Genomic DNA, 15519 nt, shown 5'->3' with positions numbered 1-15519 from the left:
GCCCGCCCGGGCGCCAAGCGGTGCGCGGGCGGATTTCACCCGGTCGGCCGCGGCACGCTCCCTCCTGTGGCTTACCTCACAGGTGACAGGTGATGACGGCTTTTTCCCTTCTCACGACAGGCCCGGAACGCCGGTGACCAGTAACGTCATGGCTATGACGACTTCTGCATCCGTACCCGTCGAGTCCGAAGGCGCCATAGGCGGCGGCACCGTCACCGACCGCCTGGTCGAGGCGAACGAGCGGTACGCCGCTCAGTTCACCGACCCCGGCATGGACGCCCGCCCCGTGCTGCGGGTGGCCGTCGTGGCCTGCATGGACGCCCGTCTCGACCTGCACGCCGCCCTCGGCCTGGAACTCGGCGACTGCCACACCATCCGCAACGCGGGCGGCGTCGTCACCGACGACGTGATCCGCTCCCTCACCATCAGCCAGCGCAAGCTCGGCACGCGCAGCGTCGTGCTCATCCACCACACCGGCTGCGGCCTTGAGTCGATCACCGAGGATTTCCGTAACGAACTGGAGATGGAGGTCGGTCAGCGTCCCGCCTGGGCCGTGGAGGCGTTCCGGGACGTCGACCAGGACGTACGGCAGTCGATGCAGCGGGTGCGCACCTCGCCGTTCCTGGAGCACACCGACGACGTGCGCGGTTTCGTGTTCGACGTGAAGACCGGCCTGCTGCGCGAGATCGACCCGGGGCAACCGTCCTGAGACCTGACGTATCGCTGTCAGTTGTCCACAGGCGAGTGACACGAATCGGTAACGGCAGCAAGAATGCGGGAGTGGTGTCACGCGGGGGTCTCCCCGCGTGGTGCCCGTGTTTCGGGGTGGGCCGGTCCGCGCAGCGTCGGCCCGGAGGAACGGGCCGAGGAGGGCCGGGTGACGACCTATGACGATCGAGCGAGCCTCACTGATCTGACCGCGACTGTGGAGCGTGTCCGCAGTTCGGTGGAGGGAGTGATCGAGGGCAAGCCCGAGGTCGTACGGCTTTCGCTGACCGTGCTGCTCGCCGAGGGCCATCTCCTGATCGAGGACGTCCCCGGCGTGGGCAAGACGATGCTCGCGAAGGCGCTGGCCCGTTCCATCGACTGCTCGGTGCGGCGCATCCAGTTCACGCCCGACCTGCTGCCGTCGGACATCACCGGCGTGTCGATCTGGGACCAGCAGCGCCGCGACTTCGAGTTCAAGCCGGGCGCGATCTTCGCTCAGATCGTGATCGGCGACGAGATCAACCGCGCCTCGCCCAAGACCCAGTCCGCGCTGCTGGAGTCCCTGGAGGAGCGCCAGGTCACCATCGACGGGCAGTCCTACGAGCTGCCCAGCCCGTTCATGGTGGTGGCCACGCAGAACCCGATCGAGATGGAGGGCACCTACCCGCTGCCCGAGGCCCAGCGCGACCGTTTCATGGCGCGCGTCTCCATCGGCTACCCGAGCCCCGAAGCCGAGTTGCAGATGCTCGACGTGCACGGCGGGGTGAGCCCGCTGGACGACCTCCAGCCGGTGGCGCACGCGCACGAGATCGTCAAGCTGATCGACGCCGTCCGCGGGGTGCACGTGGCCGAGGCGGTGCGCAGGTACGCCGTCGACCTGGTCGCCGCCACCCGCACCCACCCCGACCTCAGACTCGGCGCCTCGCCGCGCGCGACGCTGCACCTGCTGCGCGCGGCGAAGGCGTCCGCCGCGCTCTGCGGCCGGGAGTACGCGCTGCCGGACGACGTGCAGCAGCTCGCCGTGGCCGTCCTGGCCCACCGTCTGCTGCCCACCGCGCAGGCCCAGCTCAACCGCCGTACGGCCGAGCAGGTCGTCGAGGAGATCCTCCAGCGCACCCCGGTGCCCGCGGCCCCCGGGCAGCAGCGCGGCCACGGCTTCGGGGCCGGCGCGCAGGCCTTCGACCAGCAGCAGCCGCGGAGGCTGTGATGGCCTCCGGCGGAACCGGGCGGGGCGAGGCCGGGCGCGACGAGCGGGGCGCTGCCCGCACCGCGCTGGCCGGCCTCACCACCCGCGGCCGCTCCTTCCTGGCCGCCGGCATCGCGGCCGCCGTCTGCGCGTACGTGCTCGGACAGCCGGATCTGCTGCGGGTGGGGCTGCTGCTGGCCGCGCTGCCCCTGGTCTGCGCGGCCGTGGTCTACCGCACCCGCTACCGGGTCTCCGGCAGCCGCCGGCTGGCGCCCGCGCGGGTGCCCGCCGGCAGCGAGGCGCGGGTCCACCTGCGCATGGACAACGTCTCCCGGCTGCCCACGGGCCTGCTGATGCTCCAGGACCGGGTGCCCTACGTGCTCGGGCCGCGCCCCCGCTTCGTGCTGGACCGGGTGGAGCCGGGCGGCCGCCGCGAGGTGTCCTACCGGGTCCGCTCCGACCTGCGCGGCCGCTACCCGCTGGGCCCCCTCCAGCTGCGGCTGAGCGACCCGTTCGGCATGTGCGAGCTGACCCGCTCCTTCTCGACGTCCGACACCCTGACGGTGATCCCGCGCGTGGAGCCGCTGCCGCCGGTGCGGCTCGGCGGCGAGGCCAAGGGGTACGGCGACGGGCGGCAGCGCTCCCTGGCGCTGGCCGGCGAGGACGACGTGATCCCGCGCGGCTACCGCTACGGCGACGACCTGCGGCGCGTGCACTGGCGTTCCACGGCCCGCTACGGCGAGCTGATGGTGCGCCGCGAGGAGCAGCCCCGGCGCGCGCGCTGCACCGTGCTCCTCGACACCCGCGCGCTCGCCTTCCGGGGCGCGGGCCCCGACTCGGCCTTCGAGTGGGCGGTCTCGGCCGCCGCGTCCGTGCTGGTGCACATGCTGGAGCGGGGCTTCTCCGTGCGGCTGCTGACCGACACGGGCAGCTCGGTGCCCGGCGAGGGCGCCGACGGGTTCGCCGGGGCGAGCCAGGGGTCGGCGGACGCGGCCGGGCTGATGATGGACACCCTCGCCGTGATCGACCACTCCGACGGCACCGGTCTGTCGCCGGCCCACGACGTGCTGCGCGGCGGCGACGAGGGGCTGCTGGTGGCGTTCCTCGGGGAGCTCGACGAGGAGCAGGCCGCGGTGGCCGCGAGGATGCGGCGGCGCAGCGGGGGTGCCGTCGCCTTCCTGCTGGACGGCGACGGCTGGGGGCGTGAACCGAATGCCGGGTCCGATCCGATGAACAGGACACAGGACCGGCTGCGCATGCTGCGCGAGGCGGGGTGGACGGCCCTGAGCGTGCCGCGGGGCGCCGCGCTGGGCGAGCTGTGGCGCCGGGCGGACGGCGAGCGCTCCGGTGTGGTGACGGCGGGCGGCGGGACGAGCGGAAGGGGGGCGGGATCATGAGCGGGCGGACGCGGCTCACCCTGTGTTCGGCGGCGGCCACGCTGGCGGCGTCGAGCGCCCTGCTGCCCCTGGTCGACCGGCTGGTCTGGGTCGTGCAGGCCGCGTTCCTGCTGGCCCTCCAGTCCCTGGCGGGCGCGGCGGCGCGGCGGGTCCCGCTGGCCCGGCCGCTGACCGTCCTGGCCCAGGCGCTGGTCGCACTGGTGCTGCTCACCGTGGCATTCGCCCGGGAGTACGCCCTCGTCGGGCTGGTCCCCGGCCCGGAGGCGTTCCAGCACTTCGCCGAGCTGCTGCGGGCCGGCGCGGACGACGTGGGGCGGTACGCGATCCCGGCCCCGCTGTCCGACGGCATCCGGCTGATGCTGGTCGGCGGGGTGCTGGTGATCGGTCTGGCGGTGGACACCCTCGCGGTGACCTACCGCAACGCGGCCCCGGCCGGCCTGCCGCTGCTCGCGCTGTACTCGATCGCCGCGGGCCTGTCCGACGGAGCGGCCGACTGGGTGTGGTTCCTGGTCGCCGCCGCGGGATATCTGATGCTGCTGCTGGCCGAGGGCCGGGAGCGGCTCGCGCAGTGGGGCCGGGTCTTCGGCGGCGGCCCGCGCGCCGCGGGGGGACCGTCCGCCCCCGTGGCCCCGGTGCGCACCGGGCGGCGGATCGGCGCGGCCGCCCTGGGCGTGGCCCTGGTGGTGCCGCTGCTGCCGCTGCCCGCGATCGACGGCGGCCTGCTGGACGGCGCCGGCGCCGGAGTGGGGGCGGGCAGCGGCGGCGGGGGCACGATCTCCGCGGTCAACCCGCTGGTGTCCCTGCGCGACAGCCTGAACGTGGACGAGGACCGCACGGTCCTGACCCTGCGCACCGACTCCGCCGACGTCTCGGAGCTGTACCTGCGGATCGTCTCCCTGGACGACTTCGACGGCACCACGTGGAAGCCGTCGAAGCGGACCATCGTCGCCGTGCCGGACGAGCTGCCCACGCCCACCGGCCTGGGCCCGGACGTCCGGCGCTCGCAGATCACCACCCGTGTCTCGGCCGCCGGCTGGTACGCCCAGGACTGGCTGCCGATGCCCTATCCGCCGAGCGGAGTCCGGATCGAGGGCAACTGGCGGTACGAACCGGTCGGCATGGCCCTCGTCGGCGACCACGGCGAGACCACGCGCGGCAAGACGTACCAGGTCGACAGCCTCGACGTGCGGCCGACGGCACAGCAGCTGGCCTCGGCGCCGGAGGCCCCCGGGGCGATCCGCGGCGAGTACACCGAGGTGCCGGACTCGCTTCCGGCGGTGGTGGAGCGCACGGCCCGCGCGGTGACCGAGGGGGCGGCGAACGACTACGAGCGTGCGGTGGCGCTCCAGGACTGGTTCGCGGTGACGGGCGGGTTCGAGTACGACACCGAGGTGGAGGTCGGCGGCGGCACGAACGCGATCGCCCGGTTCCTCCGCGACAAGCAGGGCTTCTGCGTGCACTTCTCGTTCGCGATGGCGGCGATGGCGCGCACGCTGGGCATCCCGGCCCGGGTCGCGGTGGGCTTCGCGCCCGGCTCGCCGCAGGCGGACGGTTCGGTGGTGGTGGGTCTGAAGGACGCGCACGCCTGGCCGGAACTGTACTTCGAGGGGGTGGGCTGGACCCGCTTCGAGCCGACCCCGACGCGGGGCACGACGCCCTCGTACACCGTCCCGGAGGTGTCGGACGACGCCGTGCCGGAGCTGCCGCAGGCGTCGGCCCCGGCGGACGCGTCCCCGTCGGCGGAGCCGTCGGAGAGCACGAGCTGCTCGGCGGTCGACCGGCAGCTCGACGACTGCGCCGGCGCGCTGCCGCAGGACCCGGCGGAGCAGGCCGGCGGGGGCACCCCGTGGCTGCGGACCGCCGGCTGGACCCTGCTGGGGGCGGCGGCCCTGATGGTTCCGCTGCTGCCGATGCTGTGGCGGCGCAGACGCCGCGCGGTGCGGCTGACGTCGGCCCGGCACACCGGGTCCGCCGGAACCGGCCCGGGACCGGGCGCCCGCGGGACCGGCGGCGGGCACGGTCCCGGCGCCGGTGCGGCGGTGCTGCCGGACGTGCCGTCGCACGAGGCCGCGGAGGCGGCCGCCGGGCATGTGCTGGCGGTGTGGCGGGAGCTCACCGACACGGCCTGGGACTACGGCATCGCCCCGGACGATGCGCTGACGCCCCGCCGGGCGGCCGAGCGGATCGTCCGGCTCGGTGAGCTGGACGAGGCGGCGGCCCGCTCGGTGCACCGGGTCGCGGGCGCCGTGGAGCAGGTGCTGTACGCGCCGGAGCCACGTGCCGAGGCGGGCCTGGCCGACGAGGTGCGCGGGGTGTGGGCGGCCCTGCGCGCGCGGGCCGGCCGGCCCGCGCGGCTGCGTGCGGTGCTCGCACCGCGTTCGGCCGTGCGTGCGGTCTGGGAGCTCACGGACCGGTGGACGGCCCTGCGGGCGGCCGGGGCGGCCCGGTGGGCGTCCCTGATCCGCCGCGCGTCACCGTCCGGACACGAGGGCGGCTGACAGCGCCCGGCGCGTGCCGGGAGGGACGGCGGGCGGCGGGGCGCTCAGAGCCCGGCGGGCCGCCGTGGGAGGCGGTGAGTTCCGAGCCCCACGGGCCGGCCCGAGCGGTCGGCCGGTGGGAGCGGCGGTGGTCTCGCGGTGCGGGGCCACCGGGAGCGCTGTGTTCGGTCCCCGTCCCGGAAGTGATCCAGGGCCGGGGGCCCGGACGCTGGGGGATGCGATGCTCCCGGAGGCCGTTCGCTGCGGGGCGGGCGGGGCCGACTCCGCCGCCTGGGGGCGCAGGGTCCGGGTCCGCCAGGCGGGCGACGAGGGCCGCGCAAGGCTGGGCGAGGCCGGCTGGGCCGGGCGCTGGCGGCGGGGTGGGCGCATGCGCGAGGGGGTGACCACCCGACCGGGTGGTCACCCCCTCAGCGAAGTCGTGGCACGAGCTGTGCGGCCCTGCCGGACGCCGGGGCAGAACTCAGTGGCCGTGGCCACCCTGCTCGTCACGGCGGCGCTGCCAGCGCTGCTCGATCCGGTCCATCATGGAGCGCTTCGCCCGTCCCTGACCGCGAGCGTGCGGGGCTCCCGTGGGCTGTTCACCGGGTTTGGGGGCCTTGCGCCAGCCGGTCACGGCGAGAACCGCGCACCCCAGCATGACGAGGAATCCCACCACGCTGAGCCAGACCTGCTTGGCGACCATACCGGCCATGAGGAGCGCGATACCCACCAGGAAGCCCGCGACTGCCTGGTAGACCCGCCGCCGGGTGTACGTACGCAGCCCGCTTCCCTCGAGCGCCGACGCGAACTTGGGATCTTCGGCGTACAGCGCTCGCTCCATCTGCTCGAGCATGCGCTGCTCGTGCTCCGAGAGCGGCACGGAGTCCTCCTCATCGTGCAGTCGCCGGGGCGACCCGGGGGGTCCCTTCAGGATAGGCAGGGAATCGCCCCCGTGAAACCCGCCCCTCTGCGCCAATTGGCCAACCGGAGCCCGTCATGGACGTCCCGGTCCGCTGACAACTCCATTCCCCAGCGGCCGACCCGTCATGCCGGGCGGTCTCCCTCGATCATACGGCGCACAGCGCTCGAACGGGGGGCCTGTGGCGTACTCCATGTGCGGCCGAGCCGCTGATCAGCGGCGGGTCCCGGGAGTGCGCTCAGGTGCCGTCCGTCGCCCGCGTCTCACCGAGCACATGGAGCTGCGTGGCCACGGAGTGGAAGGCGGGCAGCTCGGCCGCCGCCTCCTCCAGCTTCAGCAGGGCTTCCAGGGCGCCGGGCTCGGTGTCCACGAGCACGCCGGGGACGAGGTCGGCGAAGACGCGCACGCCGTGCACGGCGGCGACCCTGAGTCCGGCGCCCTCGACCAGTCCGGTGAGCTGCTCGGCGGTGAAGCGGTGGGGCACGGGGTCACCCTCGCCCCAGCGGCCGTCCGGGTCGGCGAGGGCCTGGCGGGCCTCCTTGAAGTGGCCGGCGAGGGCCCGGGCGAGGACGGCTCCGCCGAGGCCGGCGGCGAGCAGGCTGAGGACGCCCTCGGAGCGCAGCGCGGCCACCGCGTTGCGGACGCCCTCGGCCGGGTCGTCGACGTACTCCAGGACGCCGTGGCACAGGACGGCGTCGTAGCCGCCGCGCTCGGCGACGTCGAAGAGTCCGTGGGCGTCGCCCTGCACACCGCGCACCCGGTCGGCGACGCCGGCCTCGGCGGCGCGGCGCTCCAGGGCGAACAGCGCGTTGGGGCTGGGGTCGACGACGGTGACCCGGTGCCCGAGGCGGGCGGCGGGCACGGCGAAGTTGCCGCTGCCGCCTCCCGTGTCGAGGACGTCCAGCGACTCACGCCCCGTGGCCTTGACCCGGCGGTCGAGGGCGTCCCGGAGGACTTCCCAGACCACGGCGGTACGGAGAGAGGCGCGGGGGCGCATCGGGTCCGGCACGGCAGTTGACTCCTCGGCGCGGCACCGCCTCTTGCGCGGCGGAGCGAACGGGGTGCCTCCCCGGCCCCGGGCTGCGGGGGGAGGGAAGGCCTCAGGCGTCTTCCACCCTATTGCCTTCCGTACCGCGGCCGGTCACTGCGGTGCGCACGGGTCGCGGGGTGCGGGCGGACCCGGCGGGCCCCGGTCCGGCGCCCGGTCCACCGGCGCGCGGAGCGGGCCGTCCGCACGGCACGGGTCACGTCCTCCTCACCCCGCGTCCGGCATGCCCCGGCCCGGCTCCGGTCCGCCCGGCCCGCCCCCGGCGCCCGGCGTGTCCGGTTCCTCGCCCTCCTGGCGGGGCGGGGGCAGGACCGGCTGGAGGACCAGCAGGCGCTCCACCAGGCGGACGAACATCGCCACGTCGCGTATCAGGTCGTCGGCGTCGCGGCGGCTGGCCGCGCCCCGGATGCCGGCCTCGGCCCGGGCGCGGCGCCCGGCGCCGGAGGCGAACAGGGCGCTCCACTCGGTGAGTTCGGGCGCGATCTCGGGGAGCACTTCCCAGGCGCTCCGGATGCGGGCGCGGCGCCTGGGTGTGGTCTCGGGCCGTCCGCGCGCGGCGAGCACGGCGGCGGCGGTGCGCAGGGCCGCGAGGTGGGCCGTGGCGTACCGCTCGTTGGGGGTCTCGAGGACGGTCGCCTCGTCCAGTCCGGCGCGGGCCTGGGCGAGCAGGTCGAGGGCGGCGGGCGGGGCCGTGGTCCGGCGCAGCACGGGATGCACGTCGCTCGCCGGGCCGGTCAGTGAGGGGGCAGGGCCGGTACCGCGGTGCCGACGGGCGGCTGCTGCGTGGTGGCTGGCCATGACGAACCTCCTGTCGTCTGGGTGACGGCACACCTACTACGGGTGCCGTATGTGCCCATCGTGCGGTATGCCACTGACAATCCGTTCTGACCTGGGCTTTTGCTTCGATCGAAGGTTCGGGCTAGTTTTTGCACTGACCAGTCAGTTCAAAGATTCCGGCAGGGGGGAAGCGCGTGACCGGGGACGGAGACGGAGTCGGCGTCACGGCCGAGGGCTTCGGACTGCGCGGCCCGCGCGGGTGGGCGTTCCGGGACGTCGGTCTCGACGCGGCGCCCGGCTCGCTGATCGTGATCGAGGGCGCGTCCGGCTCCGGCCGGACCAGCCTGCTGCTGGCGCTCACCGGCCGGATGAGGGCGACGGACGGCACCGCGACGGTGGGCACGGCACGGCTGCCGAAGAACCTGGCGGCGGTCCGCCGGATCAGCGCCCTGGCCCACGTCGCCGGGGTCACCGACCTCGACCCGGCCCTGACCGTCGGCGAGCACCTGCGCGAACGGGCGCTGCTGGAGCGGCGGTTCGCCGGGTCCGTACGGGAGCTGCTGCGGCCGCGCGCGGAGAAGGCGGCCGGGACGAAGCGGTGCATGGACGCCGCGCTGGCCGCGGCCGGGCTCGACCCGGAGGCGCTGCCCAAGGGCTCCCGGACCGCCGTGCGGGATCTGGAACGGCTGGAGGCCCTGCGGCTCTCCGTGGCGCTGGCGCTCGTCGGCCGGCCGCGGCTGCTCGGTGTCGACGACGCCGACCTGAAGCTGTCCGAGGCCGAACGGGCCGACGTCCACGCACTGTTCGCGTCCCTCACCGAGGCCGGCACGACGGTGGTCGCGGTCTGCGGTGAGGCTCCCGAGGGCGCCGTCACGGTCGCCACCCGCGGCCCCCGCCACGAACCGGCGGACGACCACGCCGACTGGGACGCGCCCGACGAGCCCGATGAGCCGAATAAGCCCGACGAGACCGACGACACGGCCGAGACGGCCAGAACGAACGGCACGAAGGGCATGAACGGCACCACCGGCACGGACGACAAGGAGGACCCGGCGGATGCGCTCGCCGAAACTGGCCGCGCTTGAGCTGCGCCGCTTCGGCCGGGGAAAGCTCCCCCGGGCCGCGCTGGTGGCGCTCCTGCTGCTGCCCCTGCTCTACGGCGCGCTGTACCTGTGGTCCTTCTGGGACCCCTACGGCCGCCTCGACCGCATCCCCGTGGCCCTGGTGAACGACGACGAGGGCGCGACCGCCGACGGCCGCAGGATCACCGCCGGGGACGACATCACCGAGGAGCTGCGCGACAGCGAGGTCTTCGACTGGCACGAGGTGAGCGCGGCGCGGGCACGCGCGGGTGTGGAGGACGGCACGTACTACCTGTCGCTGACCATGCCCGCCGACTTCAGCCGGCGGATCGCCTCCAGCGCGGGCGACGCCCCCGAGACCGGCGCCCTGCGGGTGCGCACCAACGACGCGAACAACTACATCGTCGGGCAGATCTCGCGGACGGTCTTCAGCGAGGTGCGCTCGGCCGCGTCGACGAAGGCGTCGCGCTCCTTCCTGGACCGGATCTTCATCTCGTTCTCCGACATCCACGGGCGGACGGTGGAGGCGGCCGACGGCGCCGACCAGCTCGAAGGAGGCCTCGGCAAGGCGGAACAGGGCTCCCAGGACCTCGCCGACGGGCTGAAGGACGCCAAGACCGGCAGCGGCAAGCTGTCCAAGGGCCTGAAGAAGCTCGACAAGGGCGCCGGCGACCTGGAGGACGGCGCGCAGAAGGTCGCGGACGGCACCAAGGCCCTCGCCGACAAGGTCAACACGGCCTACGCCGAGGCCGGGCCGTTCCTCGAGGACAACGAGAAGACCATCGGGGACACCGCCCAACTGGTCGCCGACTCCGCCCAGGTGATCCGCGGTCACCTCGCCACCCTGGTCAAGACGGCCCCCGCCGCCGCCGAGAGCGCCCACACCGCCTCCGACACCCTGGCCGGTGTGTACCGCACGCGGTGCGAGACCCCGGTGCTGCCCGACGCCGCCTGCGCCGACCTGGAGAAGGCGAGGGACGCGGCCGCCGACGTCGCGCTGGTCGCCGACGACGTCGACACGCTCGTCACCGACCAGGACGGCGATCTGGAGGCGCTCCGCACCGACCTCGGCACGCTCCAGGAGCAGGCCCAGGCACTCGCCGACCGCGCCCCGCACCTCTCGGAGGACATCGCCGACGCCGTGTCCCGGATCAACGCGCTCGACAAGGGGGCCGCCGAGGTCGCCGCGGGCGCCGAGAAGCTCCACACCGGCCTGGGCACCGCCGACACCGGGGCCGCGGACCTGGACAAGGGCGTCGGCAAGCTCAAGACCGGCGCCGAGGACCTCAACGACGGCATGTACAAGCTGGTCGACGGCTCCGTGAAGCTCGCCGGCGGGCTGCGCGACGGCGCAGCCCAGATCCCCGACTACGACGAGCAGGACCGCGACGCGCGCACGGCCGTCATGGCGGACCCCGTGCGGCTCGCGACGCAGGACCTGCACAAGGCGCCCAACTACGGCACCGGATTCGCCCCGTACTTCATCCCGTTGTCGCTGTGGGTGGGCGCGATGGTGGCGTACATGCTGATCCCGCCGTTGAACCGGCGCGCGCTCGCGGCGGGCGCCTCGGCCTGGCGGATCGCGCTGGCCGGCTGGCTGCCGGTGGTGGCGGTCGGAGTGCTTCAGACGGCGGCCCTGATGGCGGTGCTGCACTGGGCGATCGGCCTGGACATGGCACGGGCGGCCGGCACGGTGGGCTTCCTGTTCCTGGTGACGGCCTGCTTCGCGGCCCTGGTGCAGTGGCTCAACGCCCGCTTCGGCGCGGCGGGCCGCATCCTCGTCCTCGCCCTGCTGATGCTCCAGCTGACCTCGGCGGGCGGCACCTATCCGGTGCAGACGAGCCCCGGCTTCTTCAACGCGCTCCACCCCTTCCTGCCGATGAGCTACGTCGTCGAGGCACTGCGCCGGCTCATCACGGGCGGTGGTCTGCAACCGGTGTGGCACGCGTGCGTGGTGCTGGCCGCCTTCACCGCGGGCGCCCTCGCGCTGACCGCCCTGTCCGCGCGCCGCCGCCAGGTGTGGACACTGGACCGGCTGCACCCGGAACTCACGCTGTGACCACGCGGTCGGGGCTCCCGGGCGGCCGGGCACCTGTGAGAATCGGGGGCATGGACAGCACCACCACGCCGGGCGGCCGCACCCGCCGCGAGGCCACCCGGCAGAAGCTCTACGAGGCGGCCGTCACCCTCATCGCCGAGCAGGGCTTCTCCGCCACCACGGTGGACGAGATCGCCGAGCGGGCCGGCGTCGCGAAGGGCACGGTCTACTACAACTTCGCGAGCAAGTCGGTCCTCTTCGAGGAACTGCTGCGCCACGGCGTGGGCCTCCTCACCGCCTCCCTGAGGGAGGCGGCCGAGCGCACGGCGCGCGAGGGCGGCAGCCGGGTCGACGCCCTGGACGCGATGATCCGCGCGGGCCTCGTCTTCATCGACCGCTATCCGGCGTTCACCCAGCTCTACGTGGCCGAGCTGTGGCGCACCAACCGGGCCTGGCAGTCCACGCTGCTGGTGGTGCGGCAGGAGGCGGTCGCCGTCGTGGAGGGGGTCCTGCGCGAGGGCATCGAGCAGGGCGAGTTCAGCGACGAGATCGACGTGCAGCTGACGGCGGCGGCGCTGGTCGGCATGGTGCTGGTGGCCGCCCTGGACTGGCAGGCCTTCCAGCCGGAGCGCTCCCTGGACGACGTCCACGCGGCGCTGTCGCGGCTGTTGCAGGGGCGCGTGAGCGGCCACAACTAGAGACGCGGGAGGCTCCGGGCTCCGGGCTCCGGGCTCCGGGCTCCGGGCTCCGGGCTCCGGGCTCCGGGCTCCGGGCTCCGGGCTCCGGGCTCCGGGCTCCGGCGCGATGAAAGCGCCGGTGCGCCGTGGCCGCGTCCCCCGCGGGCCACCGCGCACCGGCGCTCCCCGTGCTCCCCCGTACCCCGTTCCCCCGATTCCCCGGGGTTTCCCCCGGTTCCTCCCCCGTCCGGTCGTTCCCCGCTCCCCCGTGCCTCGCTTCCGCCGACGGGGCCGGCGGAAGGAGCGGTTGAGGGCCGGCGCCGTTCCGCCGCCCCGTGCCGGCGGTGCCGGAGCCGGGCCCCTTCCCGTGCCTCCACTCTCCCGTCCGCGCAGGTGGCGTCCCATCCGCGACCGTACTCATCTCCGCGCCTGAGTAGCCGTACTCAGACCTGCGTCCTCACCCCCACGGCGGGGCGCGGCCGGCTGGGGACGGGAGCGCCCGTGCCGGTACCCACGCCGTCGGTCCGGTGCGCACCGGGCCGACGGCGTCACGGCCGGTGGTGGCCGATAAAGTCGCGGGCATGGCACGGATTGCGGTGATCGGCGCCGGGATGGGCGCCCTCGCGGCCGCCGCCCGGCTGGCCGTCGCGGGCCACCGGGTGACGGTGTACGAGCGGACGGAGACGTACGGCGGTGCGGTGCGCCGCTTCGAGCGGGACGGCTTCTCCTTCGACACCGGGCCCGGCCTGCTCCCCCTGCCCGCGGTCTGGCGCGATCTGTTCGTCAAGACCGGCAAGGAGCCGCTGGAGGAGTGCGTCGAGCTGCGCCAGGTCGACCCGAGCGCACGGCACGTGTTCGCCGACGGCGGTGCCGTGTCCCTGCCGAACGCCTCACGCGCGGGCGTCGTCGCCGCCCTGGAGGGGGCGCTGGGCGCGGGCGCCGGGCAGCGCTGGGGCGACTTCCTGGTCCGGGCCCGCGAGGCCTGGGACCGCACCCGCCGCCCGCTCCTGGAGGAGCCGCTGTGGCCGAACTGGCCGGTGCTGGCCGGGCGTGAGCCCTATCCGTCGGTCCCGCACAAGCGCCTGCTGCGCACCCGCCGGGCCGGCACGCTCGCCGAGGTCGGCGCCTGGGAGCTGCGCGACGCCCGGCTCGCCGCGCTGCTGGAGAGCCACGCGCTCGCGTACGGCCTCGATCCCCGGACCGCCCCGGCGAGTGCGGCCGTGCTGCCGTACATGGAGCACGCCTTCGGCCTGTGGTACGTGCGCGGGGGGATGCGGGAGCTGGCCCGCGCGGTGTACGAGCGGTGCCTGGCCCGCCGGGTCGCGTTCCGTTTCGGCGCCGAGGTCGTCCGGGTCCTGGAGAAGGACGGCCGGGCGGCGGGCGTGGAGCTGGCCGGGGGCACGGTCGTGGAGGCGGACTTCGTGGTGGCGCCCGGCACCCTGCGCGGTGCCGGGACGGGCGTTCCGCCGCGCGGCGACGGCGAACCGGCGCCGCAGCGGGGGCGGCCCGGCCGGCTGACCGTGCTGCTCGCGCTGCGCGGCGGGCGCCCGGCCGGGGCCGCGCACCGGACGGTGGTGCACACGGACGACCGCGAGGGGGAGCTGGAGAGCCTCTTCGGCGCGGCACCCGGCGTGCCGTCCCGCCCGACCGTCACCGTCCTGCGGCCCGACGACCCCGCGCTGGTGCCGGACGCCGGCCATGAGGCGGTCGTGCTGCGGTGCGTGGTCCCCGCCGGGGCGGAGGTGTCCGCCGGGCACACGGAGGCGGTGGTCGCCGTGGCCGAGCGGGCGGTGCCGGACCTGCGGGACCGTCTGCTGTGGGCCGAGGTGCGCACGCCCGCCGACGTAGCGGAGGAGACGGGCGCGGAGGGCGGGGGCGTCCCGGCGCCCGCGCTGGCCGCGGCCGAGGGCCGGCTGCTGCACCCGGGGAACCCCACCGGCCTCACGGGACTGTTCACCGTGGGCGGCTGGGCCCATCCGGGCGGCGGTCTGCCGCACGCGGGCATGTCGGGCGCGCTGGTGTCCGGACTGATCGTGGAGGGACCGGAGTTCCGGGGCTCGCAGTGAGCTCACGGCGCCGCCCCTGAGCACGACCGTCCTTCCGCCGCCGCGATGCCGGGACCGCGCTGATCGCCGTGCGTACTGACGCTCGCCGGTACCGACGGCGATCGTCGATACCGACGGCGATCGTCAGCACCGGCGACGCGTCAGTACCGGTACTGCTCGTCGAGTCCGGTCCCCTGCCCTTGGTGCCCGTCGCCCTGGTAGGGGTACGGCTGCTCGGCCGGGAGTTCGCCGCCGAGGGGGTCGTCGGTGCTGCGCTGCTGCGGGACCCAGACGCCGCCGGCCGGGGTCTCGCCGTAGCCGCCGGTGCCGTACTGGTCCTGCCCGTAGCCCTGTTGCCCGTACTGCTGCTGGCCGTAGCCGGCGTCGAACGAGCCCCCGCCGTAGGTCTGGGTGCCGATGTACGGGTCGGAGTAGGCGGCGTACTGCTGCTCGCCGGGGGTGTCGTAGCCGTACTGCTGCTGGCCGTAGGAGGAGTAGCCGTCGTAGCCGTAGCCCTGGTCGGTGCTCTGGGCGGTCGCCGCGTACTGGTCCTGGGGCTGGTCGGCGGCCGCGTAGGCGGTGTCGCCGTATATGCCGTAGGAGCCGGTGTCGTCGGGCAGGGGCTGCGGCTCGTAGACGGCGGTGGTCTCGGCGGCCGACGGGTCGGCGGTGCGCGCCGCGGGCGTGAAGACGTCGTCGCGGTCGTCGTCGTAGGCGGTTCCTGCCGGGCCGTACGACAGGTCGTCGGCCCCGAACGGCGCGGCGCCGTCCGGGCCGAGGGCGTCGGAGCCGGCCGCGGGGTCGCCGTCACCCGTCTCCAGGTCGGAGACCTCCAGCGTGGGGTCCTGGCGCTCGGCCTTGCCGCGGCGGCGCTTGGTGCCGTCGGTGCCGGGCCGGTTGACGGCCCAGCCCGCCGCGAAGCCGCGGCGGAACGACAGGGTGACGTAGGTCTGGCCGATCGCGAAGGCGACCGCGCCCAGGGCGATGACGACGACGGACGGGATCAGCACCCCCAGCACGACGCCGACGAAGCCGCCGAACGCCAGCAGCCGCCAGCGCAGTCGCGCCTTGTACTGCAGCAGCACCTCGCCGAGCAGCCACAGCGCGACGACGCCGAACGCGATGTAGAGGACCGTCCAGCCCATGTACGCCCCTCTCCCAGTGA

General features: G+C 74.9%; 12 protein-coding genes. 8 read left to right on the top strand and 4 right to left on the bottom strand.

What is annotated here, in order from left to right; translation table 11 throughout:
- Positions 1 to 154 precede the first annotated feature (154 nt).
- The 4 genes from ACZ3KJ_RS04570 (at position 155) to ACZ3KJ_RS04555 (ending at position 5789) form a co-directional block, all read left to right on the top strand.
- Positions 155 to 709 (top strand): beta-class carbonic anhydrase, encoded by a 555-nt coding sequence (locus ACZ3KJ_RS04570; RefSeq protein WP_467524522.1) that lies wholly within the window; start codon positions 155 to 157, stop codon positions 707 to 709.
- Positions 710 to 877: 168 nt separating this feature from the next.
- Positions 878 to 1915 carry an AAA family ATPase gene (locus tag ACZ3KJ_RS04565; RefSeq protein WP_467524521.1) on the top strand — a complete coding sequence of 346 codons (1038 nt, stop codon included), beginning with the start codon at positions 878 to 880 and terminating at the stop codon, positions 1913 to 1915.
- Positions 1915 to 3291 carry a DUF58 domain-containing protein gene (locus tag ACZ3KJ_RS04560; protein WP_467524519.1) on the top strand — a complete coding sequence of 459 codons (1377 nt, stop codon included), beginning with the start codon at positions 1915 to 1917 and terminating at the stop codon, positions 3289 to 3291. Before ACZ3KJ_RS04565 ends, ACZ3KJ_RS04560 begins: the two co-directional genes overlap by 1 nt.
- Entirely contained in the window at positions 3288 to 5789 is a 2502-nt protein-coding gene (locus tag ACZ3KJ_RS04555; protein WP_467524517.1) for a transglutaminase TgpA family protein, read from the top strand. Before ACZ3KJ_RS04560 ends, ACZ3KJ_RS04555 begins: the two co-directional genes overlap by 4 nt.
- Positions 5790 to 6249: 460 nt before the next feature.
- On the opposite strand, the gene ACZ3KJ_RS04550 is transcribed toward ACZ3KJ_RS04555, so the two are convergent.
- The 3 genes from ACZ3KJ_RS04550 to ACZ3KJ_RS04540 all read right to left on the bottom strand — a co-directional run bounded on the left by ACZ3KJ_RS04550 (position 6250) and on the right by ACZ3KJ_RS04540 (position 8533).
- Positions 6250 to 6648 (bottom strand): DUF3040 domain-containing protein, encoded by a 399-nt coding sequence (locus tag ACZ3KJ_RS04550; protein ID WP_385076169.1) that lies wholly within the window; start codon positions 6646 to 6648, stop codon positions 6250 to 6252.
- Positions 6649 to 6925: 277 nt separating this feature from the next.
- Positions 6926 to 7696 (bottom strand): methyltransferase, encoded by a 771-nt coding sequence (locus ACZ3KJ_RS04545; RefSeq protein WP_401696480.1) that lies wholly within the window; start codon positions 7694 to 7696, stop codon positions 6926 to 6928.
- Positions 7697 to 7942: 246 nt separating this feature from the next.
- Positions 7943 to 8533 (bottom strand): SAV_6107 family HEPN domain-containing protein, encoded by a 591-nt coding sequence (locus ACZ3KJ_RS04540; RefSeq protein WP_467524515.1) that lies wholly within the window; start codon positions 8531 to 8533, stop codon positions 7943 to 7945.
- A 173-nt stretch (positions 8534 to 8706) separates the two neighbouring features.
- On the opposite strand from ACZ3KJ_RS04540, the gene ACZ3KJ_RS04535 reads away from it, so the two are divergent.
- The 4 genes from ACZ3KJ_RS04535 (at position 8707) to ACZ3KJ_RS04520 (ending at position 14375) form a co-directional block, all read left to right on the top strand.
- Positions 8707 to 9597 (top strand): ATP-binding cassette domain-containing protein, encoded by an 891-nt coding sequence (locus tag ACZ3KJ_RS04535; protein WP_467524513.1) that lies wholly within the window; start codon positions 8707 to 8709, stop codon positions 9595 to 9597.
- Positions 9569 to 11653 (top strand): YhgE/Pip family protein, encoded by a 2085-nt coding sequence (locus tag ACZ3KJ_RS04530; protein WP_467524511.1) that lies wholly within the window; start codon positions 9569 to 9571, stop codon positions 11651 to 11653. The genes ACZ3KJ_RS04535 and ACZ3KJ_RS04530 overlap by 29 nt, the downstream gene beginning before the upstream one ends.
- Before the next feature lie 50 nt (positions 11654 to 11703).
- A complete protein-coding gene (locus ACZ3KJ_RS04525; RefSeq protein WP_467524509.1) occupies positions 11704 to 12330 on the top strand; it encodes a TetR/AcrR family transcriptional regulator in 627 nt (208 codons plus the stop codon).
- Between the two features lie 560 nt (positions 12331 to 12890).
- The gene (locus ACZ3KJ_RS04520; protein WP_467524508.1) at positions 12891 to 14375 is read left to right on the top strand and encodes a phytoene desaturase family protein; all 1485 of its coding nucleotides are present in this window, start codon (positions 12891 to 12893) and stop codon (positions 14373 to 14375) included.
- 140 nt (positions 14376 to 14515) lie between these two features.
- Here the strand turns inward: ACZ3KJ_RS04520 and ACZ3KJ_RS04515 are convergent, their stop codons facing one another.
- Positions 14516 to 15499, bottom strand: a complete 984-nt coding sequence (locus ACZ3KJ_RS04515; RefSeq protein WP_467524507.1) for an SCO2102 family sporulation regulator — start codon at positions 15497 to 15499, stop codon at positions 14516 to 14518.
- Positions 15500 to 15519 lie beyond the last annotated feature (20 nt).

Source organism: Streptomyces sp. NPDC003248 (assembly GCF_055563235.1).
This window is presented reverse-complemented; position numbering and strand designations above follow the sequence as displayed.